The following is a 22,771-nucleotide window of genomic DNA, read 5'->3' as shown; positions in this document are numbered from 1 at the left end:
GTTTTTTTTATATCCAAAATTTTGAGATAATTACTGCTTGGTATAAATCAATTTTAAATCTTTAGTTTCTATGACCTCAGTAAAATCCTCATTATAAATATTTACCGAATTTTCATATACTGTTGTTAAAGTGTTTCCACTTAAAACATATACTCTATCTGAAATTTTAATAGTATCCTCCTCTGTGATTTCAAACTCTGAAGCGAAACTTATAATGCCTTCCGTATTACAGTCCGAATTAATTCTGTACACATTTGTAGCCTCTTCTTTATAATACTTTAGTGGATTAGAAAATTCATTTCCAGAAGATACCGTTCCATTAGTTTCAAATGTTAGTGTTTCTGTTTTATTACAATCTATTTCTGAAACAAGATTCGTATTAAAGACACCATCCTGATTTACATCAAACGGAAGATCACTGGTTCGTGTAGTTAATAACCAAATGCCAATAACATCATGTTCACTTTTATCTGAACACGACATCGTAGAACCCAATAAAACAATAAGAAGAGAAACTAAAGCTGTTTTTTTCAATGTATAATCCTTAATTAAAGCCAAATATAAAACGAAATAACTTATTTATAGGAAAATACCTGTTATTAAAACCATAAAAATTTGACTAGTTTAGTGCTAAATCTTCTTGAAATTCAAATCGAACTAAACCATCGTCATCAATTTTCGTCAATCTCACTTTTTCTAGTGTATTTACCAATTCAGGATTCCAAGGCGCTTTTACTTTTACATAGTTTTCTGTAAACCCATGAATATACCCCTCTTTGTTTTCACTTTCAAATAAAACAATGCGATCTGTATCTAATTGATTTTCATAAAATGCACGACGTTTTTTAGCAGATAAACCTCTCAACATTTTACTGCGTTTTACTCTTTTTGCCTTAGAAACGACATTAGGCATTTTTGCCGCTTCAGTATTGTCGCGCTCAGAATATTGAAACACGTGTAAATATGAAATATCTAATGCATTTAAAAAGTTATATGTTTCTAAAAACAATTCGTCGGTTTCACCCGGAAATCCTACGATAACATCCACACCAATACAAGCATGAGGCATAACTTCGTTTATTTTTGAAACTCTATCTACATACAATTCTTTCATGTAGCGACGTTTCATCTTTTTTAATATCTCATTACTTCCACTTTGTAATGGAATATGAAAATGAGGTACAAATGCTCGCGAATTTGAAACCAAATCTATAGTTTCATTTTTCAACAAATTCGGTTCTATAGATGAAATTCTTAAACGCTCAATACCTTCAACTTTATCTAATTCTTTAACTAAGTCTAAAAAAGTATGTTCATGTTTTTTATTACCAAATTCTCCTTTTCCGTAGTCTCCTATATTAACTCCTGTTAATACAATCTCCTTTATACCTTGTTCTGAAATCTCTTGGGCATTCTTCAAAACATTAGTCATGGTGTCACTACGAGAAATTCCTCTTGCTAAAGGAATGGTGCAATAGGTACATTTATAATCGCAACCATCTTGTACTTTTAGAAATGCTCTAGTTCTATCACCTATAGAATAACTACCAACGTAAAAATCTGCTTCTTCAATTTCGCAAGAATGGACTTCACCAAAATCGTTTTTAGTTAAGTCATTTAAGTAATCTGTAATCTTAAATTTCTCTGTGGCCCCCAAAACCAAATCTACCCCATGTACATCCGCTAATTCTTCTGGTTTCAATTGCGCATAGCAACCAATCGCAGCAACAAAAGCATCTGGATTACTTTTTTGAGCTTGCTTTACAATGGTTTTAAAACGCTTGTCTGCATTTTCGGTCACCGAACAGGTATTGATCACATAAATGTCTGCAGATTGCTTAAAATCTACACGATCAAAACCTTCATCTGTAAAACCTCTTGCGATTGTAGATGTTTCTGAAAAATTCAGTTTACAACCTAATGTATAAAATGCGACTTTTTTTGTTGGATTCATTCTTGTACTTTTACCAAGTTGGCAAATTTACAACATATAAGTTATATGCTAAAACTCACACCATTCTTATTACATAGATTACTTTTTGGCGCCTTCGTTCTCATAGCCTTTTCTTGTACTTCAAAAGAAAAACAACATTAGACCATCTCGTTTTTAGATACAATGAACATAAAAATATAGGTTCATTAGATCCTGCGTTTTCCAAGGATCTAGCAGACATTTGGGCTACACATCAGTTATTTAACGGCTTAGTTCAAATGGATGACCAACTTAATGTAATGCCCTGTATTGCTAAGAATTGGGCGATTACTGATAGTGCAAAAACCTATACGTTTACACTTAGAAATGATGTGTTTTTTCATAATCATGAATTGTTTAACTCTAATCTTTCGAGCAGTAACCAAGATTCTACAAGGCTTGTAACGGCATCTGATTTTGAATATAGCTTTAACCGTTTAAGAAATAAAGCGATTGCGTCACCAGGAAGTTGGGTTTTAAATAAGGTTGAAGGCTTTTCTGCTATAAACGATTCTACATTTCAAATTAAACTGAAACAAGCGTTTCCTGCGTTTTTAGGCTTGTTGACCATGAAATATTGTTCTGTGGTGCCAAAGGAAATCGTGGAATATTATGGGAATGATTTTAGATCTCACCCCATTGGAACTGGTCCTTTTAAATTTAAACGTTGGGAGGAAAATTTAAAATTAGTATTCAGAAGAAACAACAACTATTTTGAAACAGATTCTATAAACCAACAGTTACCTTATCTTGAAGCTGTTGCTATTACTTTTTTACCAGACAAGCAAAGTGAATTTCTACAGTTTGCGCAGGGCAATATTGATTTTGTATCTGGTTTAGACGGATCCTATAAAGATGAAATTTTAACTACCGTTGGGCAATTAAAATCAAATTATACAGCTGATGTGAATATGATTCGCGGTCCCTATCTTAATACAGAATATCTAGCTTTTTTTATGGAAAGTGAGGTTAGCACTATTCAATCTTCAAAACTGCGAAAAGCGATTAATGTAGGTTTTGATCGCAATAAAATGATGATGTATTTGAGAAATGGCATCGGAATTCCTGCAAATGGAGGGTTTATTCCTAAAGGTTTACCTGGTTATGATGCCACAATTGGTTTTAATTACGACCCTGAATTAGCAAAACAATTGGTCTCCGAATTTAAAGCTGAAACAGGAATTAAAAATCCAGAAATTACGCTCACGACTACAAGTAATTATTTAAGCTTTTGTGAATTTATTCAACGAGAACTTCAAAAAATAGGCTTACTGGTTACTATTGATGTTATTCCACCTTCGAGTCTTAAAGATGCAAAAGCTAATGGTCAGGTCGATTTTTTTAGAGCGAGTTGGATTGCCGATTATCCTGATGCTGAAAACTATTTATCCTTATACTATAGCAAAAATTTTGCGCCAAATGGTCCAAACTATACACATTTTAAAAGTGCTGAATTTGACACAATGTATGAAGCAGCCTATTTAGAAACAGATTACAATAAACGTATAGAACTTTATACTAAAATGGATTCTTTAATTATAGCTTCTGCACCAATAGTGCCTATGTTTTATGATGAAGTCGTTAGGTTTACAAGAAAAAACGTTACTGGTTTGGGTATTAATGCGACTAATTTGTTGGAATTGAAATCCGTTAAAAAGAGTGAGCTATAAAATTAAAGATACCATTTAATTTTTACTCTTAAATCCCAAAAAATAATAATTCAAAAAAAATTGTCTAAACTTATGCTTTAACATATTCAGCACGTTCAAGACCTATAAAACATAAACAATGTTGAGAATTAAGCTTTTAACGCGATATTAGTCTTTCCTGTATGGTTTTGATTCTTCGAAAATATGATTTAAAATTGCTTTGTCTATTTCTGTAAATTCCTCTTTACGCCTTCCCATTACAACCTCTGCTACTTCAAACGCCTTGTCTGTTTTATAAGTCACAAAACCTTTGCTTCCTCCCCAAGAAAAACTTGGCACAAAGTTTCTAGGAAAACCACTTCCGAAGATATTAGCACTAACGCCAACAACAGTACCCGTATTAAACATGGTATTAATACCACACTTACTATGATCCCCCATCATTAATCCACAGAATTGTAGTCCTGTTTTAGCAAAACCTCGTGTTTCATAATCCCAAAGTCTAACTTCTGCGTAATTATTTTTTAAATTACTAGTATTCGTATCTGCACCTAGATTACACCATTCTCCTATAACAGAATTTCCTAAAAAGCCATCGTGACCTTTGTTCGAAAATCCAAAAATAACAGAATTACTGACTTCACCACCGACCTTACTATGCGGTCCAACAGTCGTTGGTCCATAAATTTTACTAGCCATTTTTAATGTGGCATTATTACACAATGCAAAAGGACCTCTTACCATAGAGCCTTCCATCACTTCCGAATCTCTACCAATATAGATTGGTCCAGAACTGGCATTAAGTGTCGCGAAATTTAAAGTGGCGCCTTTTTCGATAAAAATATTTTCAGGATTAATGGTATTGATTGTCGCAGGTATTGGTTGCGACTCTCTATCCTTAGTAATTAAGCTAAAATCTTCGATAATTGCTTCACCATTAAGTGCAAAAATATCCCAAGTATGTTCTATTTTTAAAAGATCACCTTCAAACTCTATCGCTTCAAAGGTTGAAAAATCACTAACTTCCTCTCCTTCTTTAATATAAAATGCAATCACATCTTCACCTTTAAATAAAGCCTGATTTTCGGTTAAGTTTTTCACAACCTCTGCAACTTCCATATTAGGTAGAAAAGACGCATTAATCATAATATTATTTTCCATTTCTACCATAGGATACTTATCTGACAAGTAATCTTCGGTAACCGTTGTAGTAGTATATTCTATATACGATTCCCATTTTTGGCGTATGGTTAAAATACCAACTCTTAGGTCTGCAACTGGCCTTGTAAATGTAAATGGTAAAAGATTATTACGATAAGGACCGTCAAATAATATGTAGTTCATGGTAAGATTTAAAGTTAAAAGTTGGCACTAAGAAGATTATCGTTCTAAAATCCAACACAATTATGACATCAAAAATAACTTAATTGCTTAAAATAAAAAAGCCTTTCTGATAACAGAAAGGCTTTTGTGTGTATTGGTAAGCGAAGTTTATTTTTTAAACTTTGCATATTTGTTTTTGAACTTGTCGATACGACCAGCTGTATCTACTAATTTAGATTTACCTGTGTAGAAAGGATGAGATGTTCTAGAAATTTCCAATTTTACTAATGGATATTCAGTACCATCTAAATCGATAGTCTCACTTGTATCTGCTGTAGACTTAGTTAAATATACCTCTTCGTTAGACATATCTTTAAATGCTACTACTCTATAATTTTCTGGATGTATTCCTGCTTTCATCACTAAATGCTTTAAATGTATTCGATTTTTCGAGGTGCAAATTTAACCAATTTTTATAAATCCACAATGTTTTTGTCAAATTTTATTTAGTAAAAGTATGTAACATTTATGTAACTTTGAATACTAACTAGAAAAACCAACCTAATTATGGAAAAATCTTTAAAATCTGTTGCCGTTAATTACGGAGTTTATTTGAGTCTTATTTTAGTTTCATTTACAATAATAGGCTATGCGATAGACTTAGAATTATTAGTCAATTTTTGGCTTGTAATGTTACTATTACCATTAATCTGTATTATTTTCGGAATTATATCTTCTGCTAAAGCTAAATCGATGTTAAATGGATTTATCAGTTTCAAGCAAGCGTTTTCATCATATTTTATAACAATCGCAATAGGAATTCTTATTAGTACTCTTGTTACATTTATCTTATTTAATTATGTAGATCAAGAGGCTGCAATTATTCTTAAAGAGATTGTGCTAGAAAAAACAGTAAGTTTAATGGAAAATTTTGGAGCTCCGGCTAGTGAAATAGAAAAAGCAATGATTGAAATGGAAAAACAAGATACCTTCGCGATAACAACACAATTAAAATCCTTAGCACAAGGTTTTGTTTTTTATTCTATAATTGGACTATTAGTTGCTTTAATCATGAAAAAAAATGATCCTGACGCAGCTTAAATAATTTCTTTATTTTTGAGGCATAGAAATTAGACTAAAATTATATGGATATATCAGTAGTAATTCCACTACTTAACGAACGCGACTCTTTAAAAGAATTACACGATTGGATAGTCTCAGTGATGCTATCCAATCAGTTTTCTTATGAAATTCTTTTTATAGACGACGGTAGCACTGATAAATCGTGGCAAATAATTACTGAACTAGGTGAAATTAATCCCAAAGTAAAAGGTATTAAGTTTCTTAAAAACTTTGGAAAATCACAAGCCTTACATGCTGGTTTTTCTAAAGCAGAAGGAGATGTCGTCATTACAATGGATGCCGACTTACAAGATAATCCTGAAGAAATCCCAGAACTCTTTAAAATGATTAAAGCTGATGGTTTTGATTTGGTTTCTGGCTGGAAAAAGAAACGTTACGATTCTTATTTCTCTAAAAATTTACCTTCAAAATTATTTAATTGGGCAGCAAGACGCACTTCTGGTGTTACCTTGAATGATTTTAACTGCGGCTTAAAAGCCTATAGCAATACCGTTGTAAAACACATTGATGTGTACGGTGAAATGCATCGCTACATTCCTGTTCTTGCTAAAAACGCAGGATTCACTAACATAGGAGAAAAAGTAGTACAGCACCAAGCCCGTAAATATGGCCATACTAAATTTGGGATGAATCGCTTTGTAAATGGCTTTTTAGACCTCATCACCATTTGGTTTTTGTCTCACTTTGGTAAAAGACCAATGCACTTATTTGGTGCACTCGGTGTTATTATGTTTTTATTGGTTTTTGTTTTCCTTTTATTTAGGTATGGACAAGTTATTTTTAAACCCTACAGGGCGACTCATTACAGACCGACCACAATTCTACATTGCGCTATCTACCATGATTATTGGTTCGCAATTATTTATCGCAGGTTTCTTGGGGGAACTTATTTTACGCTCTAACCGTCAACAACAACGCTATTTTATAAAAGAAAATTTGAATCTGTCGTGATAAGCTAATTTTATTGTTTACAAGACTTATTAAAATTTTGAATTGTTTATTTTTGTTAATAAATCCACTTTATCCATGATACATATTAAACCAGAAATTTTAGAACGTGTAAATTCTTGGCTAACACCAACTTTTGATGAAGACTCTCAAAAGGAAATTAAAAACATGATTGCCTCTAATCCTAAAGAATTAGAAGAGAGTTTTTATAAAGATCTCGAATTTGGAACTGGTGGAATGCGAGGTATTATGGGATTGGGAACTAACCGAATCAACAAATACACTTTAGGAAAAAACACACAAGGCTTAAGTAATTATTTAAAACAATCGTTTCCTAATGAAGATATAAAAGTTGCAATTGCTTACGATTGTAGACATAATAGCCAATCCTTCGGAAAACTTGTTGCAGATGTATTTTCAGCCAATGGTATCAAAGTATTTTTATTCGAAGAATTAAGACCTACACCCGAATTATCGTTCGCTTTAAAACACCTAAACTGTCATTGTGGTATTGTATTAACAGCGTCTCATAATCCACCAGAATACAATGGATATAAAGTTTACTGGCAAGATGGAGGTCAATTAGTACCGCCTCAAGATTCAGCTGTAATTGCTGAAATAAATCGTTTAGATTATTCTGAAATTAAGTTTGAATCCAATTCAGATTTAATTCAATATATAGGAAAAGATGTTGATGATGTTTTTATTGATGCCTGTGTTAGTAATGGCAGTTTTGATACGCCTAAAGCGGCAAAGGAAAATTTAAAAATTGTATTTACTTCATTACACGGTACGTCTATAACGGCGATTCCTGAAACTTTTAAGCGTGCTGGTTATTCTAATGTTCATATTGTTGAAGAGCAACGTGTTCCTAATGGAGATTTTCCAACAGTAGTATCTCCAAACCCGGAAGAGCCTGCTGCTTTAAAAATGGCCATGGAATTGGCAGAAAAAGTAGATGGTGATATTGTTATTGGTACAGATCCTGATTGTGACCGTTTAGGTGTTGTCGTTAGAAACTTAGACAATGAATTGGTGATTCTTAATGGGAATCAAGCCATGGTTTTAATGACGAACTTTCTCTTAAAGCAATGGGAAAAAGAAGGTAAAATAAATGGTAATCAATTTATAGCATCTACAATTGTATCGACTCCAATGATGACCGTTTTAGGTAATGCATATAATGTTGAATCTAAAATTGGATTAACAGGATTCAAATGGATTGCTAAAATGATCAAAGACTTCCCAGAGCTTGATTTTATTGGCGGTGGCGAAGAAAGCTTTGGATTTATGGTTGGTGATTTTGTACGCGATAAAGATGCAGTAACCTCTACCCTTTTAGCTTGCGAAATTGCTGCGCAAGCAAAAGCAAATGGAAAAACATTATATCAAGAATTAATTGATTTGTACGTTGAGCATGGTTTCTTTAAAGAACATTTAGTGTCTTTAACTAAAAAAGGTATCGAAGGCGCACAAGAAATTAAGCAAATGATGGTTGATGCTCGAAATAATCCTTTAAAAGAAATCAATGGTGAAAAAGTAGTCTTAATTGAAGATTACCAATTGTCCATTTCTAAAAACCTTCAATCTAACGAAGAAACCGCTATAGATATTCCAAAATCTAACGTATTAATTTATTATACAGAAAACGGAAGTAAAATCGCACTAAGACCAAGTGGTACAGAACCAAAATAAAATTCTACATCAGCGTAAATGCTGACCTTGACAATTCGGCAGACTTTGCATCAACGGAGCAATTGTTGGATGATAGAATTAAAGCTATCCTCAAGGATTTGAAGTTATAATTAATGGATTATATAAAGAAATTATCTCGGTTTATATTACCGTATAAGCGCTATGCTATTCTAAATATTATATGTAATATTTTTTATGCATTATTCAGCACATTAGCCATGCTATCATTAATGCCAATGATTAATGTATTATTCGGTGAAAGTGATAAAATTACTGAGAAACCTGTTTTTACTGGATTTGGTGAGTTTTTAGATTTTACAGAAAATTATCTCAATTACGTCATTACCAAAACAACAGCAAGCGAAGGTCCTCAGCAAGCATTGCTTTATATGATTGTATTAATCATTGGGCTTTTCCTTCTTAAAAATTTATTCAATTATTTAGCGCTGTTCTTTATTACCTTTTTAAGAAATGGTGTACTTAGAGACTTAAGAGACGAAATTTATAGTAAGGTTATTACACTTCCTATTTCCTATTATTCTGAAAAAAAGAAAGGAGATATTATTGCTAGAATTTCTGGAGATGTCAATGAAGTTAAAAACTCTATGCTTTCAGTTTTAGAACTTATCGTAAAAGAACCTTTAACTATCCTATTTGCAATTGTTGCAATGTTTTTAATCTCTGTGAAGTTGACGATTTTCGTATTTATTTTTATTCCTATTGCAGGTTTTATTATATCTAGAATTGGTAAAAGTTTAAAACGAAAATCTGATAAAGTGCAACGTGAACAAGGTTTATTTCTTTCTACTCTCGAAGAAACGTTAGGAGGACTTAAAGTCATCAAGGGGTTTAATGCAGAAAAACTCTTTAATGCTAAGTTTCAAGCATCAACCAATAGATATTATAACTTTTCAAACACCTTAATGAATCGTCAAAATTTAGCGTCACCAACAAGTGAATTTCTTGGCATTGCTACTATCGCTGCTTTGTTGTGGTATGGTGGTAATATGGTAATGGTAGAGCAAACTTTATCTGGAGGTTCATTTATTGCATACATGGCGTTATCTTATCAAATACTAACACCCGCAAAAGCGATAAGTAAAGCTAGTTACCAAGTAAAATCTGGAAACGCGGCTGCGGAACGTGTGTTAGAAATTATAGAGACAGAAAGTAGTTTGGAAGATCTTCCTGACGCTAAAACTAAAGACAGTTTTAATACTGATATTAGTTTAAATAACATTTCATTTAAATACGAAGATGATTTAGTGCTTAAAAACTTTTCAATTACTGTCGCAAAAGGAAAAAGCGTCGCATTAGTGGGGCAGTCGGGAAGCGGAAAAAGTACCATTGCTAATCTTGTAACACGTTTCTATGACGTAAACGAGGGGAGCATTACCATAGACAACGAAAACATAAAAGAGTTAACAAAACACTCTCTTAGAAACTTAATGGGATTAGTAACGCAAGATTCTATTCTTTTTAATGAGACTATAAAAAACAACATTCTCTTAGGCAAAGAAAATGCTACAGATGAAGAAATTATTGAAGCTTTAAAAATTGCCAATGCTTGGGAGTTTGTAAAAGATTTAAAAGGTGGAATAAATTATAATATTGGAGATGCTGGTGGTAAAATTTCTGGTGGCCAAAAGCAACGTTTAAGTATTGCTAGAGCTGTTCTTAAAAATCCTCCAATCATGATTTTAGATGAAGCCACCTCAGCTTTAGATACAGAAAGCGAACGTTTAGTACAAGATGCTTTAGAAAAAATGATGAAGAACAGAACTTCCATTATTATTGCTCATAGACTCTCTACAATTCAAAATGCTGATGAAATTGTGGTTATGAATAAAGGTGAAATAGCAGAGCAAGGAACTCATGCAGAATTGATTGCTAAAAATGGAGTTTATAAAAAACTAGTAGAAATGCAGAGTTTTGAATCGTAAGTAATCATTGACGCTAAACGATAATAAATAATAATAAAAAAAAGGATGTATAGTTATATACATCCTTTTCTTTTTGTTATCAGATTTGGGGGACTGATAACCATAATAGGTTAAGCTAAAACAAACATATACTAAATAAAACTAGCAAACAAGAAAAAAATGTATTTTATCGTTTATTATTGTACTTCATCGAAAACAACTGTTCTAAACCTCTGATTATTAACAGAATTTCAAAATAATAGATTTAATCAAAAAAGTCAATTAAACTTTTAGTAATTTAAGAAGTCTTAATACCAAATGAAATCAATTGATTAACGAATCGGAATTTATAACCCGTTTAAAAAATCCTTTAACAAAAGAAGCGGCTTATAGAGAGTTATTACAACTCTATAAGGAACGTTTGTATTGGCATATTCGTAAAATTGTGCTAAATCATAATGACGCTGACGATACTTTACAAAACACATTTATAAAGGTCTATCGTAGTATCGATAATTTTAAAGGCGAAAGTAAATTGTTTTCATGGTTGTATCGCATTGCGACAAACGAATCTATTACGCTAATAAATAAAAATGCAAAACGTTTGCAAATTACTAACGAAGAGCATCAAACAAGAGCGATTAATAATTTACAAGCAGATGTTTATTTTGAAGGTGATGCTATTCAGCTTAAATTGCAGAAAGCTATAGCGACTTTACCAGAAAAACAGCAATTAGTATTTAATATGCGCTATTTTGATGATTTAAAGTATAAAGATATGGCAGATATATTAGAAACAAGTGAAGGTGCTTTAAAGGCATCGTACCATATTGCAGCAAAAAAAATAGAAGCGATTTTAACTTCAAATTAAACCATTTTAATAATTTGAAGTCTTAGTATTATAAAACAGTATAAAAGATTTCCGCTATGTCGGAAAGTAAACATGAAAAACAATAATTTACATAACGTTAAATCATCAGGTTTTAAAACACCAAATAATTATTTTGAGTCGTTTGAAACTGATCTTTTTGAACGCTTAAATGAGAAAGAATATCTCAAGTCTTCAGAAACGTCAGGCTTTACAGTGCCTAAAGATTATTTTGAATCCGTTGAAAACACCATTTTAGAAAAACTTAATGATAGTTCTAAAAAACCAGTTATCGTTTTAAAACCTAGAAGCACATTTTATTATGTTGCAGGTATTGCTGCTAGTTTTGCAATACTCTTTGGTTTGGTATTTAATAATGATAGTATTTCTTTTGAAAATATAGACACAGCTCTCATTGAAAATTATTTATACCAAGAAGAGTATAGTAATGATGATTTTGCGTCTCTGTTTAAAACTAGTGATATTTCAGAAATCGATTTTATAGATATTAATGTTTCAGATGAAACACTAAATCAATATTTCGAAAACATAGAACCAGAAGACCTAATTTTTGATTAAATAAGTTTATGAAAATAGTACACACATTCATTCTTACATTATTTGTTTCTGCAAGCCTATTTGCGCAAAAACTAGATAGAGAAAAGATTACAGCCCTAAAAATCGCGCATATAACTGAGCAATTAGATTTAACAAAAACCGAAGCTCAGAAATTCTGGCCTATTTATAATGCCAATGAAGATGCTGAAAACAAACTTAGAGAGCGTTCTTCAAGCAGACGTAAATCTAAAAACCCGGAAGAGTTATCTGAAAATGAAGCCAAATTGCTTTTGTTAGATATGGAAAATATCGAAAAGGAGAAAATGGAACTACACTCTAAATTGCTTGACGATTTATTTGAAATTCTTCCAGCAAAAAAAATAATAAAGCTCTATCAGGCGGAGCGTTCCTTTAGACAAAAAATGTTTGATGAGTATAAAAAACGGCATTCAAAAAATTAATACCATAAAAAAAGGAAGCTAGATATAGCTTCCTTTTTTTATTCTCTAAAAGTAAGTTTAGAAATCCTACCCTTTCCTGCTGCATAAGCTACTGAATCGTTTATAAATCGGATGGTATAAAAGCCTTCATCACTTAAATGCGACCATGTATTTCCGGCATCGTTACTATAATTAATGCCTTTAAATCCTACTGCGACCAATTCTTTAGCATTTGAATTGGGAATATACTGCACACAGCTTCTATAACCAGGACCTTTTCCTTTAGCCACTACTTGCCAAGTTTTACCACCATCACCAGTCCTTATTTTGTTATTTAAAGTATCGTTTGGTTTGGTGTAATCTCCTCCAATAGCGAATCCGTTTTTATCATCGTAAAAATCTAGAGAATATATGCCTGTGGTTTCTTTGCCTTGAGTAATCGGTGTGTCGTATACTTCCCACGTTTTTCCTTTATCTGAAGAATATAGTACTCTACTTGCTTTTCCTCCGGTAGCAACCCACGTATGATCACCAATGATTGCAATATTAGTATCACTTGCAGCGAAAGCAGCTTCTCCTTTTTTTGCTTTTGGTAAATCGTCGCAAGATAATTTTGTCCAAGTCTCACCACCATCTCTTGTGATGATGATACTCATACAATCGTCTGTTGGGTCACCAATAGCAATGCCTTCATCATTATTCCAGAAGTCCATGGAATCGTAGAATGCTTTTGGGTGGTTTTCTTGGTAGACTAAATTATGAGACAAATAAACTTCATTATTTTTGTGATAGTCTAATTTATAAATTAAAGCAGGGGATTCAATACTCATAAAGAATAAATTTCTCTCGTTAAATGCTGAAGATCTAAAAGCGTAATCCATAGAGTCACTATAAACTAAACCATGCACTCTAGATCCATCTTCTAAAATTATTCCATTCTTTCCATCTCCAGAAGCATAGTATACATTACCATCTATAACTTCAAAGGCTCTAATGCTTAATGTAGAATCTACAATAATATCCTTCTTCCAAAATTTAGCATATTGTCTTTGTGGTATTTCCTCTTGTTTTTTACAAGAAAATAAAAAGAGATCATTACTATTATAAATAGCATGTTTTTCATAGGTCGTAATTTTCCCTAAAAATAGAAAAGCTTTGCGATATAACCGCAAAGCTTTTCAAAACAATAATCAATCAATCAAATAAAACTAGATCATCACTCTAGCTTTCTTTTTTTAATGCTTTAATATCTACAATTAATTGCGCTATTGAAGCTCTATTTAATCCATTATAGATGCCTCTAATGTGTTTATTTTTATCAATGAGCAAAAAGTTTTCGGTATGCAGAAAATCATCATCAGTTTTAACTTCACCTAAATCACTTTCAACAAAATAATGATCTCTCCCAAGCGCATAAATTTCATTTCTATCACCTGTTACTAAATGCCATTTATAATCAATGACATCATTACTTTTAGCATAAGCCTTTAAAACAGCAACTGAATCTGTACTCGGCATTACCGAATGTGATAACAATAAGACGTCCGTGTCGTTTTTAAATTCTTCCTGAACTTTAGACATATTACCAGTCATTTTAGGACAAATACCAGGACAGGTTGTAAAAAAGAAATCGGTTACATATATTTTATCTTCAAACGTATTTTGAGTAACGGCTTCTCCTAATTGATTTGTTAATGAAAAATCAGGAATTTTATGAAACGTTCTTTCTTCTTCCGTATTTGGCGTTAACCAATGTGGAGTAAATGAGTCATCGTTGTAATAGGGCAAATACTCTACTCTACTGTTTTCAACAACTTTAATAGTTTCTTTCTTTACCTCATCCTTACAGCTTGTAAACACAAACAGTACTATAATACATAAGTATTTCATAAAATTATTTTTTTCTAATAATGACTTCATCCTCTAATCTTACACATGAATTTGCTCTTCGCATACCGAAAATACGACCATTTCTGGCTTCATAATTAACATATAATTTACCGTTGGCTAACCAAGCTTTTTGAAAACCATGTTCTTTTCCTTCAACATAATGTCTTAATTTAAACAATTGCCCATCGGAATACCATTTTCTTTCCTCACCGTGCTTCACTCCGTTCTCATAATACGTTTCACCTGATAACACCCCATTTTCCCACCATGTTTTATAGACACCTACTAACCTATTATTTTTATAATAAGATTCCAATTGAAGGATTTCATTTTTAGTCCAGCGCCTCGCAACACCTTCTCTTTTACCATTAATAAAACCCCATTTTTCTTCTAAAGCACCATTAGGGTAAAACTTTAAAGAATACCCATTATACGGTTCTCCTTTATAATACCATTTGCCTTTATTTCCGTTAAGAACCAATTCACTTTTTAACACTTCAACAGAATCTATAATGATAGGTTGCTCTTCAATAGCAATAGTAGGATCACTTTTACGCGTTGACGTTTCATTACAACTCGTTATTGAAAATACAATAAGAATTAAAAAATAAATTGGTTTCATATTCTTTATAATTTAGTAGCCTTGAAATGGTCCAGCAAAAAGAACATACGCTGGGTCATATGCATAATTACCTGCAGGATACTCTTCATTAATTATATGATAATGATACTCTTCCGCTCCATCTGTATATTGTGTCGTAGACGTGTGACCACCTGAAGCATCTAAATCTGTAGGGTATGTTCCCGTTGAGATACATTGTCTTCCATAAATGAAAACACCATCAAGTAATATACCGACTAAACTTTCATCATCGTTAGTGATTGGTGTAGGCTCTAAATGATAATGATACACACCAGGACCTTTGTGAGCTCCTGCCCAATCTAAGCTTCCAGCAGCTTGATCTAAATCTCCCGCACCTTCTTGGTCATTAAAGATAGATGCTCCACTAACTGCTATACCAATAGTATTTAATTGTGTAGTAACTGTACTGCCTGTTAAGTTTGGAATTGCATCAACAGTAAAACTTGCCGCTTCACCTTGCCCTCCACCAATGTAAGTATCTTGAGTTGTTTTTGTAACACCTGGCTCATCCATATAAAGGGCATTATCTGTTTCCCAATAAATTGAGGTATGGTCTGGGAATCCTGTAGTTTCAATATAAACTTCAGTACCATCATCAGATAAAATAGCGGTAACGGCATCTGAATTAAACGCGGCAAAAGCTGCATGTAATTCTGTTACTGCTACATCGTCATCATCACCGTTATCAACACTATCATCGCTAGACGAATCATCACTGCTGCAAGTAAATAATGCAAAAGCAAAAATGGTAATGTAGGTTAAAGGTTTAAAATAAATTTTCATGTTATTAGTGTTTTTAAGGTTATTTAATATTTAGATGCCCTAACAGAAATAAACTTGTGCAGCTTTTTATATTTAATATTTATTTAACAAAAAAAGCTTCAAACAAAAACACTACAAACTGATTATGATCGATTTACAAAAACGAATAATTCTTGTTTCTTATCATGGAATTATAAAGTATCACCTTAAAAGATTCTCGATGGCTATTCTGAATCATGATTTTTTCCGCTGAATCCAAAGAAAGACTCCCAAAACACAAATAATGATTAGGATTAAGCCTATTTTAATGGTATTCCCTCCACTCCTTCGAGATACGGATTGTACTACAACTACAGATGAATCTGGTGATGTTATGAATTTTAAATGCTCATCTTCAATAAGAACATCATGGTAGTTTTCCTGATCTTTATAGGCATTAAACATCAAGGTGTTTTTTATGGCATCGAAGGCTATTCCTTCAAATAAAAAGACAAAAGCATTGGCATGTGAATGTTCATAATGCATGACCTCTTCAACAGCGATTAATTTTAAAATTGAATCCCCATTTCTCAATTCAAAATTAGTTTTAACGTAATCAAAAAAGGCAGCATCAAAATCGGCTTTATTTTTAGAGTTTTCCAATTCAGGATTAGCCTCTAGAAGGGCATTTCTAATACTCCATGGAAATTCAGATTTGACCTCAACCAGATTATCTTTTTGTTGAATATTAAAAAAAGCTTTATTGGCGTCGTGAGCAAATCCTAAACTCGTAAAGGCAAAAAAAAGTAAGACTATACAACTAGAAAATTTCATCTAATTGTTTCCTATTTTGAAATCATTAGATGGTGTTCCTTTAAAGAATCTTGGAATACTAGGATAGTCGTCAGTTATAACATAGTAGTATGTTCCTGATGGATATTCTGGAGTGACTCCGGTTCTACCATTGGCTTCATCTAAAGTGCCTAGACCTGAAATATATTCGTAATCATTAGAATAAACTCCATCATAATCTCCGCAAGGAGCTATAACTCCATCTCCTCCTCTATTGCCCGATTTTAGTTGGTAACTCGAAGTCATTGCTACAACAGAAGAGTTCGTGTTTGTGACCTCTGAATACGCATATTTATAATAAACAGGAAAACCATCTGCTGCATAGCCAATTAATGTCATCGCATTTGTGGGGATATTTAGTGATTCTAAAAAGAGCACAGGCGAACCATGGTAATGGTATTTACCAGTTGGTTGTACGTGTGCACTATTACAATCTAAACCTAAGTTAACATTTAAAGCCTCTAAATTCCACTCCCAATTTACGTTTGGACTCATCGCTCCTTCATGAGGAAAAGGTTCTGCTGCAACAGGATCTAATTCGACTCCATTTAATAAAATACCAAATGAATATTGTGGTCCTGCATTGGGTCCTACTCCTATTGTTGATAACAAGGGAGTCAAAACATTAGCTTCTGTTGGATTCATGGTTAGCATATAACTTTCATTTTGCTCCGAAATAGCATTTGGATTTAATGACCCAGGGCCTATTCCAAAAGTTCCAACAAGATGATTTGGTATGCTATTAGACGTAATGACTCTAGTGGTTCCCGTAATAGTTTGGTTATATGAAGCGGCAAATGCTAATGTCTGATTACAATCTCCTCTTGAACTATCTAAAATTTGGTCTGACAGACAACCAGAATCATCAGTATCTGAATTATCAGCTACATAACCATCGGGTTGATCACAAGCTTCTATGCTTACATCTGGATTCCCAAAGTTATCCTCATCAAAATCCTGATACCAAGTTAATTCTGTACATGTGCTGTCGCCATTGTCTGAACATGCTGCGCATATGGCTAATACAATTACCAGTACTAATTTTAGTCTATTTTTCATTAATTGATTGGGGTAGTTATTATAATAGATCCTTTTTTTAATGTCTTCCGCCTCTAAGTCTTCTTCCCTGAGGTTCTTTTTTACCTTGAGTTGATCCGTCTTTTAATTCAGTTTTTGAAATAAAACCATCCTTGTTTGTATCTATTTCTGAAAATTGTTCAGCCAAAGGCCCTTTTACTTCATCTTTAGATAGCTTACCATCTTTATTAGCATCCATTTGATTCATTAAATCTGTAACACTAGGCCTCTGTCCTTGCGCTCCATTTGGTGGCCCTTGTTGCTCATCTGATGTTTCTCCCATTAAACAACGCCCTACATACGGAAATTCATTTGTTACCAAATACATATAGTTATCATTTATGGTAATACCGTTACACTCATCTAAATCACCAGAATTAGCAACATATTCATAATCGGATTCGTAAGTACCATCATGATGTCCACCAACAGAAATATCAATAGTTTTATGCGTTGTATATGTACAATCTTCTCCTTCTCTATCACCACCTAAGAGTTTATAACTTGGCTTATATTTTCCACTTTTAGAGTAGTACATTGGAAAACCGTCGTGAGCAAAACCAATATGAACCATATCTTCTCCATTATCAAAATCGTCAATTACAGAGGTTGGTGTGCCATGATAATGATAAGCACCTGTTGGTTGCACATGTGCATGATTAAAATCTAAGCCTAAATCTATAACATCTTGAAGTGCTTCTACACGATAGTTTTCGCCCGTATCACAAACCACAACTTCTGCTGTTCCTGGTTCAAACTTAATACCGTTTAAGGCTACTCCTGGCTCTCGTGACCATGTTGCTTTTCCTGTATATTTTGGGTGTAAAGGAAAACTATACGTTTTATTCTGAGCGGAAATTGTATTTGGATTGCCTTGATTTGGAAATTCACCTGTTTTATGATTTGGTAATGCATTGGTCACCATAATACGTTCGTCTGCCGTAAGTGTAACCTTAGTTTTAGTTCCAAAATTCTCATCTTCTAAATCATAAGCTCCAAAATAATTGCTAGCGATATTTGAAGGCGAATGTGAATGTGTTTCACCACCATTATGGCTATGTTCACTAGTTCCCTTATGGCCATTACAAGCCAACAAAAGACCTAATAAAATGACACCAAAAAATTTATATATCTGTTTCATATTCTAATTGTAAATATTTAAACTTAATCTTTATTCTTTCGCTTTTTCTTATCTGTTTTTGAGTAGAACGCTTTCAATTCCTCAGCATCTAATTGACTATCTTCATTGACATCGATTTCAGAAAAATTATCCATTAAATCGCGTTTGTCTTTTGCCGCGACCTCCAACTCATTTAATTGTCCATCTTCATCTTGATCTACTTCTTTTAAAAGTTTCTTTACAGATACTTTTTTAGGTTTTGAACTATCTAAGGATGCTTCCAATTCTTCCAAATCTATAAATCCATCTTCATTAGCATCTATGGAATCAAAATCCTCAGAAATTTTTCCTCGCTTATCTTTTGAAGCTTCCTCTTTATCTATTTTATCATCATTGTTTGTATCCAATAATTTCAATATTTCTGAAGCATCTGGCTTTTCCCCTTTTGGAGGTCCACCTCCTTGGCTTCCACCTCTGCCACCACCTAGAGGTCCTTGTGCAAAAGTGGCTAAACCTAATAGCATTGAAAAAATTGTGATTGTTAGCTTTATGTGTCTCTTTTTCATCTTAATTATTCTGGTTTTATTTTTAGATGCCATAACAAATAAAAACTTGCGGTTCACTTTAAAAATTAATTTGAGAGTTCTTTATGTAACTGAAACGCCATGATTTGCGTTTTTTCTCTTAAACTTATAGCATTTGTTAATTGGATTTCAGTTTGCAATAACCGATCTACCAAACAGTTCTGATATTCTCTACTTTTAAGTAACTGAGCATAATTAGATTCAACAGAAAATGTTTGTAGCCTGTTTATATTAAATTCACGCTTCGTAAGAATATCAATCAACGATACATACTTTTCTATCGCAGGCTGTAACCGATTAACAATGATGTTCTTAATTTTAGCTTCTTGGTTTTCAAAATTATCTAACTCATTCGGATAAGCTGCAATTAAATTTTTCAACAACACACCTTCTATAAACTCAAATTTATTAGTTGTATTCACTGAATTTATAGCTCCTGTATGCAGTTGTGTTGGTTTATAATCGACATTAATAATCGTGTTTTTTTCATCTGTTCCCAACTCGTCCTGTTGCTCTGTCATAATGAGATCTAAAGTCGCTTCTATGGCTTCCCTGTTTTTAGTATAACTGGCAATGGAAGAATCTAAAAGCACTAAGTTTGAATTTAGCTCCTCATGTAAAGATTCGTATATTTTTACTTCTACAATTCTATTTTTTCTTAATTCGTTTAAATTGTTAATTTTCCAAGCTATCAGAACACCAATAACAATAAGTAAAATTTCTCCAAGCGCATAAACAACATAACTTTTGAATTTACCTGAAATCAATAATTTCTTGCTTATTTTTCTAAATAATCTCATATCACCAATTCTGAATTATAGGTCTTATCCTTTTATTTTTGAAGAAAAAAAAAGCTTCGCAATCTCTCACGAAGCCTTAAATAAACAACCAAATCAATCAAAAAAACCTATCTATTAATTTATATAATTATTTACCGCATCTGCCCGAGAAACCACATGTGTATTTAACTCATTAACGGCCGCTTGAAAATCTGAACTACTATTTAAAAAAGTATAACCTGTGAGTTCTGACGTTGCATAAGGCTCTATTAAAGCTGAATATGTTGCATACTGCGATTGGATAGTATTGACATTAAATGCACCATTAACCACCTCTTGAAGATAAGAATCGTATTGTGCTTTATACACCTCATCTTGATAGATGTAACCTATTAATGGCCACGCTTCGCTACTTAATCCTGAAAAATCCAAAGGCAATGCACCTAAATTATTTCCTTCTTGTAATGCTTCATTATTATCCCAAGGAATCCAAGTTAATTTACTCGTATCAGGATTGTTGTAAAGAAAATAATTATGTGTCATTCTACCGTAGGTATCCCAATTCTGAATCACTGTATTTGTTGCTAAATACTTTAAAAAGGTATCCGTATCAAATACGGTTTCCAAGTTAGTTCTCCATGTTGAAGCATCCGTTGTTCTTACATCATCATGTAACGCTGAAAATAAACTTTGGATATCTGACCAATCATTATCGTCTTCATTTGTTTTCTTAACAAAGACATCTTCTGTAAACGAACCATAGACAAAACTTGCTCCATCACCATCTGGCTTATACAAGTCTCCGTCATCATCAGAAAACTGAGTCTCTAAAACGGTATCATCAACTTCTTCAACCATTGTATAAAGTCCGAAGTATGTTGGTCCATCTCCATGATCTACATATACCGTATAAAAAGCGGTGTGAGAACCTGCCAAACCTGCATTTCTAAATACGTCTCCTGCTACTTTTTCTCGTAACATCGATTTATCGTTATAATTATTTTTAAGACTTAATTTTTTAAAGCCATAAAAACGTTGGTTATTAATCTGAGGGTAATCATCTTCATATTCGTCAAAATCTAATTTAAAAGATAGTTTCAATATCCCATTAGACCAGCTAGACTGCAAACTAGAATTCCCTTTAAAACGCACACCAACTCTATACCATTCTTTACCGTTGTAAAACACTTCTGCAGGTACAAAAATAGGATCTTCATCTACTTCTACTAAGTCGTTTGGACCTTCTGGACCTCCAGCACCAGGACCACCTGGTCCCGCTGAACTCGTTCCAAATGTGCCATATAAATCAGTCATATCATCTAACATGGTCTGCCAACGTGCTTCTGTAATAACAAGATCTAATCGTTTTACACTAGCATCGTCAAACACTTCATCAAAATTTGGATCAGCATCTTTACTATGTGTTTCTGTAGTCCAATCTGTAGCTTCAAAATCAGTATCATCGACGTCTGCGCCAACTACCTCTTCAGTTTCTGCATCATCATCATCATCATCATCATCATTGCTACAGGCATTAAAAGTTACTATAGAAATACTACATAGTAGTGCGATATATAGCACACTTAATTTGTTATTAACCTCCTTCATATGTATCTAATTTTTATTGTGTTAGTTTGAATTAATACGAATTAGTTTCTTTCCTTTCGTTCTGGCTTTGGTGCTTTTTCAAATTCTTCTTCGGTGATAAAGCCGTCCTCATCAGTATCTATTTCAGAAAAATGTTCTTTTAAAGGGCCTTTTATTTCTGTTTTAGACAATTTCCCATCTTCATTTGCATCCATCTCTTTTATTAATTCTTTAAATGTTGGTGGCTTTTTTCTATCCTGCTTATTACCCGTTTGACCAAAAACAGAATTCGACATAAAAATTGCGATTCCAAATGTTAGGACTACTGTTTTAAATGCGTGCTTTTTCATAATTATATGTTTTAAGATTATATACTTTTAGATGAGCTTATTTTTATAAACTTGTGCGCATCCTTGTTAAAAAAAACACAAAAAAAAGACCCTCAATTACTGAAGGTCTTTTATAGTGTATAATATACTTATGGATTTCGTGGAGGCGGTCTATGTCCTTCACCCTCCCTTGGTGGAGGTGGTCTTTGCCCTTGCTCATCTTGGCGTAGCGCATCCATTATTATTGTTTTAAACTTTCTTTTTGTGTATCGTTAGATAATTCTTGAATCATTTTAAAATGATAAAACACTTCTTTTTCTTTTACTTTTCCTTTTCACAAATTAATCCTGAAATAGAATCAATTACCGATTCATCTATATAATCATCAGACAATTTACTGAAGAGTACATCTTTTAATTCCTTAACCTCATCAGACAAACGCATCATAGTTTTATGATGACCTTCACTCTTTTCTTTAAATTCTTCTAATTGCGCTTTATTAAATCCGAGCTCTTTAACTATAAAGTTTCTGTTTCGTTGTGGTTCATTTATGTTGTCACCGCTAGTATTTCCTATATAATTATATAAGAAAAAACCATTAACAACAATAAGAAACACAAGTAGCACATATAATATTACATTTTTCTTCAT

At 32.8% G+C, this 22,771-nt stretch carries 22 protein-coding genes and 2 pseudogenes; 8 read left to right on the top strand and 16 right to left on the bottom strand.

Annotated elements, in window-relative coordinates; genetic code table 11:
* Nucleotides 1–30: 30 nt before the first annotated feature.
* Together ADIWIN_RS14275 and mtaB are read right to left on the bottom strand one after the other, a co-directional pair.
* Entirely contained in the window at nt 31–534 is a 504-nt protein-coding gene (locus ADIWIN_RS14275) for a hypothetical protein (RefSeq protein ID WP_152487267.1), read from the bottom strand.
* Between the two features lie 85 nt (nt 535–619).
* Nucleotides 620–1,954, bottom strand: a complete 1,335-nt coding sequence (gene mtaB, locus ADIWIN_RS14270) for a tRNA (N(6)-L-threonylcarbamoyladenosine(37)-C(2))-methylthiotransferase MtaB (protein WP_020896860.1) — start codon at nt 1,952–1,954, stop codon at nt 620–622.
* Between the two features lie 113 nt (nt 1,955–2,067).
* On the opposite strand from mtaB, the gene ADIWIN_RS14265 reads away from it, so the two are divergent.
* A complete protein-coding gene (locus ADIWIN_RS14265) occupies nt 2,068–3,642 on the top strand; it encodes an ABC transporter substrate-binding protein (protein WP_020896859.1) in 1,575 nt (524 codons plus the stop codon).
* Nucleotides 3,643–3,789: 147 nt separating this feature from the next.
* On the opposite strand, the gene ADIWIN_RS14260 is transcribed toward ADIWIN_RS14265, so the two are convergent.
* Together ADIWIN_RS14260 and ADIWIN_RS14255 are read right to left on the bottom strand one after the other, a co-directional pair.
* Complete coding sequence (locus tag ADIWIN_RS14260; protein ID WP_020896858.1) at nt 3,790–4,965, bottom strand: GlmU family protein; 1,176 nt, start codon at nt 4,963–4,965, stop codon at nt 3,790–3,792.
* 147 nt (nt 4,966–5,112) lie between these two features.
* Complete coding sequence (locus ADIWIN_RS14255) at nt 5,113–5,364, bottom strand: type B 50S ribosomal protein L31 (protein ID WP_020896857.1); 252 nt, start codon at nt 5,362–5,364, stop codon at nt 5,113–5,115.
* A gap of 147 nt (nt 5,365–5,511) precedes the next feature.
* On the opposite strand from ADIWIN_RS14255, the gene ADIWIN_RS14250 reads away from it, so the two are divergent.
* From ADIWIN_RS14250 to ADIWIN_RS14220, 7 genes and pseudogenes are all read left to right on the top strand, one after another.
* Nucleotides 5,512–6,045 (top strand): DUF4199 domain-containing protein, encoded by a 534-nt coding sequence (locus ADIWIN_RS14250; RefSeq protein ID WP_020896856.1) that lies wholly within the window; start codon nt 5,512–5,514, stop codon nt 6,043–6,045.
* Between the two features lie 44 nt (nt 6,046–6,089).
* Nucleotides 6,090–7,038, top strand: a pseudogene (locus ADIWIN_RS14245) (glycosyltransferase family 2 protein).
* A gap of 75 nt (nt 7,039–7,113) precedes the next feature.
* A pseudogene (locus ADIWIN_RS14240) lies at nt 7,114–8,840 on the top strand (phospho-sugar mutase).
* Between the two features lie 3 nt (nt 8,841–8,843).
* Nucleotides 8,844–10,673 (top strand): ABC transporter ATP-binding protein, encoded by a 1,830-nt coding sequence (locus tag ADIWIN_RS14235; protein ID WP_040757401.1) that lies wholly within the window; start codon nt 8,844–8,846, stop codon nt 10,671–10,673.
* A 307-nt stretch (nt 10,674–10,980) separates the two neighbouring features.
* A complete protein-coding gene (locus ADIWIN_RS14230; protein ID WP_020896852.1) occupies nt 10,981–11,523 on the top strand; it encodes an RNA polymerase sigma factor in 543 nt (180 codons plus the stop codon).
* 72 nt (nt 11,524–11,595) lie between these two features.
* Nucleotides 11,596–12,099, top strand: a complete 504-nt coding sequence (locus tag ADIWIN_RS14225; RefSeq protein WP_020896851.1) for a hypothetical protein — start codon at nt 11,596–11,598, stop codon at nt 12,097–12,099.
* Between the two features lie 8 nt (nt 12,100–12,107).
* Nucleotides 12,108–12,539 (top strand): hypothetical protein, encoded by a 432-nt coding sequence (locus tag ADIWIN_RS14220; protein WP_020896850.1) that lies wholly within the window; start codon nt 12,108–12,110, stop codon nt 12,537–12,539.
* Between the two features lie 38 nt (nt 12,540–12,577).
* Here ADIWIN_RS14220 and ADIWIN_RS14215 read toward each other — a convergent pair whose 3' ends face one another.
* From ADIWIN_RS14215 to ADIWIN_RS14160, 12 genes are all read right to left on the bottom strand, one after another.
* Nucleotides 12,578–13,690, bottom strand: a complete 1,113-nt coding sequence (locus ADIWIN_RS14215; RefSeq protein WP_020896849.1) for a WD40/YVTN/BNR-like repeat-containing protein — start codon at nt 13,688–13,690, stop codon at nt 12,578–12,580.
* A 49-nt stretch (nt 13,691–13,739) separates the two neighbouring features.
* The gene (locus ADIWIN_RS14210) at nt 13,740–14,408 is read right to left on the bottom strand and encodes an SCO family protein (protein WP_020896848.1); all 669 of its coding nucleotides are present in this window, start codon (nt 14,406–14,408) and stop codon (nt 13,740–13,742) included.
* Between the two features lie 4 nt (nt 14,409–14,412).
* On the bottom strand, nt 14,413–15,030 hold the full coding sequence (locus ADIWIN_RS14205; RefSeq protein ID WP_020896847.1) for a toxin-antitoxin system YwqK family antitoxin: 618 nt from the start codon (nt 15,028–15,030) through the stop codon (nt 14,413–14,415).
* Between the two features lie 12 nt (nt 15,031–15,042).
* Nucleotides 15,043–15,834 (bottom strand): YHYH protein, encoded by a 792-nt coding sequence (locus ADIWIN_RS14200; RefSeq protein WP_020896846.1) that lies wholly within the window; start codon nt 15,832–15,834, stop codon nt 15,043–15,045.
* Between the two features lie 213 nt (nt 15,835–16,047).
* Complete coding sequence (locus ADIWIN_RS14195) at nt 16,048–16,626, bottom strand: hypothetical protein (protein ID WP_020896845.1); 579 nt, start codon at nt 16,624–16,626, stop codon at nt 16,048–16,050.
* Nucleotides 16,627–17,703, bottom strand: a complete 1,077-nt coding sequence (locus ADIWIN_RS14190) for a YHYH protein (protein ID WP_020896844.1) — start codon at nt 17,701–17,703, stop codon at nt 16,627–16,629. It lies immediately after the preceding gene.
* Nucleotides 17,704–17,740: 37 nt separating this feature from the next.
* Nucleotides 17,741–18,862, bottom strand: a complete 1,122-nt coding sequence (locus ADIWIN_RS14185) for a YHYH protein (RefSeq protein ID WP_020896843.1) — start codon at nt 18,860–18,862, stop codon at nt 17,741–17,743.
* Nucleotides 18,863–18,885: 23 nt separating this feature from the next.
* Nucleotides 18,886–19,407 carry an EF-hand domain-containing protein gene (locus ADIWIN_RS19695; protein ID WP_161624677.1) on the bottom strand — a complete coding sequence of 174 codons (522 nt, stop codon included), beginning with the start codon at nt 19,405–19,407 and terminating at the stop codon, nt 18,886–18,888.
* Nucleotides 19,408–19,472: 65 nt separating this feature from the next.
* Entirely contained in the window at nt 19,473–20,225 is a 753-nt protein-coding gene (locus ADIWIN_RS14175; RefSeq protein WP_020896841.1) for a hypothetical protein, read from the bottom strand.
* A gap of 114 nt (nt 20,226–20,339) precedes the next feature.
* On the bottom strand, nt 20,340–21,812 hold the full coding sequence (locus ADIWIN_RS14170) for a CotH kinase family protein (protein WP_020896840.1): 1,473 nt from the start codon (nt 21,810–21,812) through the stop codon (nt 20,340–20,342).
* 41 nt (nt 21,813–21,853) lie between these two features.
* A complete protein-coding gene (locus ADIWIN_RS14165) occupies nt 21,854–22,141 on the bottom strand; it encodes an EF-hand domain-containing protein (protein ID WP_020896839.1) in 288 nt (95 codons plus the stop codon).
* A 300-nt stretch (nt 22,142–22,441) separates the two neighbouring features.
* Nucleotides 22,442–22,771 carry a hypothetical protein gene (locus ADIWIN_RS14160; protein WP_020896838.1) on the bottom strand — a complete coding sequence of 110 codons (330 nt, stop codon included), beginning with the start codon at nt 22,769–22,771 and terminating at the stop codon, nt 22,442–22,444.

It is taken from the genome of Winogradskyella psychrotolerans RS-3 (assembly GCF_000427335.1).
Taxonomy (GTDB): domain Bacteria; phylum Bacteroidota; class Bacteroidia; order Flavobacteriales; family Flavobacteriaceae; genus Winogradskyella; species Winogradskyella psychrotolerans.
The sequence above is the reverse complement of the archived record's forward strand: the minus strand, read 5'-3'. Positions and strand labels throughout refer to the sequence as shown.

Coding starts and splice junctions, on each gene's coding strand:
- mtaB (WP_020896860.1), bottom strand. CDS start 1,954: ATGAATCCAACAAAAAAAGTCGCATTTTATACATTAGGTTGTAAACTG.
- ADIWIN_RS14260 (WP_020896858.1), bottom strand. CDS start 4,965: ATGAACTACATATTATTTGACGGTCCTTATCGTAATAATCTTTTACCA.
- ADIWIN_RS14255 (WP_020896857.1), bottom strand. CDS start 5,364: ATGAAAGCAGGAATACATCCAGAAAATTATAGAGTAGTAGCATTTAAA.
- ADIWIN_RS14250 (WP_020896856.1), top strand. CDS start 5,512: ATGGAAAAATCTTTAAAATCTGTTGCCGTTAATTACGGAGTTTATTTG.
- ADIWIN_RS14235 (WP_040757401.1), top strand. CDS start 8,844: ATGGATTATATAAAGAAATTATCTCGGTTTATATTACCGTATAAGCGC.
- ADIWIN_RS14225 (WP_020896851.1), top strand. CDS start 11,596: ATGAAAAACAATAATTTACATAACGTTAAATCATCAGGTTTTAAAACA.
- ADIWIN_RS14220 (WP_020896850.1), top strand. CDS start 12,108: ATGAAAATAGTACACACATTCATTCTTACATTATTTGTTTCTGCAAGC.
- ADIWIN_RS14210 (WP_020896848.1), bottom strand. CDS start 14,408: ATGAAATACTTATGTATTATAGTACTGTTTGTGTTTACAAGCTGTAAG.
- ADIWIN_RS14205 (WP_020896847.1), bottom strand. CDS start 15,030: ATGAAACCAATTTATTTTTTAATTCTTATTGTATTTTCAATAACGAGT.
- ADIWIN_RS14200 (WP_020896846.1), bottom strand. CDS start 15,834: ATGAAAATTTATTTTAAACCTTTAACCTACATTACCATTTTTGCTTTT.
- ADIWIN_RS14195 (WP_020896845.1), bottom strand. CDS start 16,626: ATGAAATTTTCTAGTTGTATAGTCTTACTTTTTTTTGCCTTTACGAGT.
- ADIWIN_RS14190 (WP_020896844.1), bottom strand. CDS start 17,703: ATGAAAAATAGACTAAAATTAGTACTGGTAATTGTATTAGCCATATGC.
- ADIWIN_RS14185 (WP_020896843.1), bottom strand. CDS start 18,862: ATGAAACAGATATATAAATTTTTTGGTGTCATTTTATTAGGTCTTTTG.
- ADIWIN_RS19695 (WP_161624677.1), bottom strand. CDS start 19,407: ATGAAAAAGAGACACATAAAGCTAACAATCACAATTTTTTCAATGCTA.
- ADIWIN_RS14175 (WP_020896841.1), bottom strand. CDS start 20,225: ATGAGATTATTTAGAAAAATAAGCAAGAAATTATTGATTTCAGGTAAA.
- ADIWIN_RS14170 (WP_020896840.1), bottom strand. CDS start 21,812: ATGAAGGAGGTTAATAACAAATTAAGTGTGCTATATATCGCACTACTA.
- ADIWIN_RS14165 (WP_020896839.1), bottom strand. CDS start 22,141: ATGAAAAAGCACGCATTTAAAACAGTAGTCCTAACATTTGGAATCGCA.
- ADIWIN_RS14160 (WP_020896838.1), bottom strand. CDS start 22,771: ATGAAGAAAAATGTAATATTATATGTGCTACTTGTGTTTCTTATTGTT.